Here is a 1,691-nt window from a genome sequence, read left to right as displayed (position 1 = left end):
GCCACCAGGGCTGCCAGCAGCGCCACGGGGATCAGGTCGGCCACCCGCTCGACGGTCGGGTGGCTGAGCACCCGCTCGGGCAGGGAGAGACCGGCCAGCTTGAGCACGTAGCAGCCCACGCAGGCGACCAGCACGGCGGTCCACATCAGCGACGCCCCTCCGCCGGGTCGGGTCGTCGTGCCAGCACCCCGACGAGGAGGGCCACCCCGCCGGCGGCGAGCACGGGCACGCCCGGCGCGGTGAGAGGCACCACGGACAGCGCCACAGCGGCCGCGAGGAGGCCGACGAGGACGTTGCGCCGGTCCGTCAGCCGGGGCCAGAGCAGGGCGAGGAACGCCGCCCCGACGGCGGCGTCGAGGCCGAACGTGCGCGGGTCGCCGACCGCCTCACCCGCGACCGCCCCGATCGCGGTGGCGAGGTTCCACAGGACGAAGACGGACCACCCGGTCGCCAGGAACCCCAGGCGCACGCCCTCGGTCGTGCCGCGGTTGACCGCCATCGCCGTCGACTCGTCGATCAGCACGTGGGCGGCGGTGAACCGGCGCCAGCCCCGCCACCGCAGCAGCGGCGCCATGCGCAGGCCGTACAACGTGTTGCGGGTCCCGAGCAGCAGGGCCGTGGCGGCGCCCGACATCGGCGCCCCGCCCGCGGCGACGACGCCGGCGAGGGCGAACTGGCTGGCTCCGGTGAACATCAGCAGCGACAGCGCGCAGGTCTGGGCGACGCTGAGGCCGGACGCCACCGACACCGCGCCGAACCCCACGCCGTAGGCGCCGGTCGCCAGCCCGACCGCGAGGCTGTCGCGGATGATCCCCGAGCGCTCGCTCGACGACAGGGCGGGCTCGCTCACGCCCCGAGGCTAGGTCAGGGTGCGGGCCGTGCGTGGCCCGGGGCCCGTCAGAGGTGCCGGCGGCGGACGCGGGCGGTCCGGGCCTGCTGGCGGTGGTGGAAGTCGTGGACCAGCACGAACGCCGCCGCCCCCCCCGCGGCGGCGCCGGCGAGCAGCCCGACCCTGAGGTTGAGCGGGATCTCCGGCACGGCGCCGAACCAGAGGCCGATGCCGAGGCACACGACCAGGGCAGCGAGGACGAGGACGAGCCTGTGCAGGGTGGGAAGCGGACCGAACATCTGTGGACCCCCGTGGTGTGCCGGCGAGGTAGCCGGCCCTCCCTGGTGACGCGCGTCACCAGAAAAGCAAGCAGCCAGAAGGGTGAGTTCCGGAGCGGACCAGACCGGGCTGGGCCGTCAGCCGATGGCGGTGTGGAGCCGGACCTGGCGGACGGTCGTGGTGCCGGACCCGTCGAGGTCGAGCTCGCGGTGGGCGGTGTCGGGGGCCCACCCGGCGTCGGTGAGGAACGTGCGCAACGCGTCGTCACCGGAGTTCACCCAGGTCACGGCACGGGTGAACCGGTCGGCGGCCAGCGTGTCGACCGCGGCCTGGAGCAGCCGCGAGCCGGGCCCCTACCCCCGCTCCGCGGGATCCAGCGTCACCTCGGCGAGCTCGCCGTCGACGACGGCGTCGCAGTCGGGGTCAGCGGCGGGGGAGGTCAGCGCGAAGCCGACGACCCGGTTGCGCTCGAGGGCGACGAGGACCCGGTTGCGGGCGTCGGCGGGACGCGCCAGCGCCTGGCGCCACTGCGCCGCGACGGCCTCCGTGTCGGTGGGGAGCACCTCGGGTGGCAGCAGCCCCG

5 protein-coding genes are annotated in these 1,691 nt (G+C 75.6%); all 5 read right to left on the bottom strand.

Annotation, left to right across the window (positions count from 1 at the left end):
- Positions 1 to 146, bottom strand: a 146-nt coding sequence (locus ACTUAL_RS09610) for an AzlD domain-containing protein (RefSeq protein ID WP_440900015.1), incomplete at its 3' end; no start/stop codon positions are given.
- A complete protein-coding gene (locus tag ACTUAL_RS09605; RefSeq protein WP_440900014.1) occupies positions 146 to 850 on the bottom strand; it encodes an AzlC family ABC transporter permease in 705 nt (234 codons plus the stop codon). The genes ACTUAL_RS09605 and ACTUAL_RS09610, both read right to left, overlap by 1 nt.
- A 47-nt stretch (positions 851 to 897) precedes the next feature.
- A complete protein-coding gene (locus ACTUAL_RS09600) occupies positions 898 to 1,128 on the bottom strand; it encodes a hypothetical protein (protein ID WP_440900013.1) in 231 nt (76 codons plus the stop codon).
- A 117-nt stretch (positions 1,129 to 1,245) separates the two neighbouring features.
- Positions 1,246 to 1,386, bottom strand: coding sequence for a hypothetical protein (locus tag ACTUAL_RS09595; RefSeq protein WP_440900012.1), 141 nt, complete (start codon positions 1,384 to 1,386; stop codon positions 1,246 to 1,248).
- 75 nt (positions 1,387 to 1,461) lie between these two features.
- The coding region (locus ACTUAL_RS09590; protein WP_440900011.1) for a hypothetical protein at positions 1,462 to 1,691 on the bottom strand (230 nt) is incomplete at its 5' end.

The organism is Actinosynnema sp., assembly GCF_052038725.1.
This window is presented reverse-complemented; position numbering and strand designations above follow the sequence as displayed.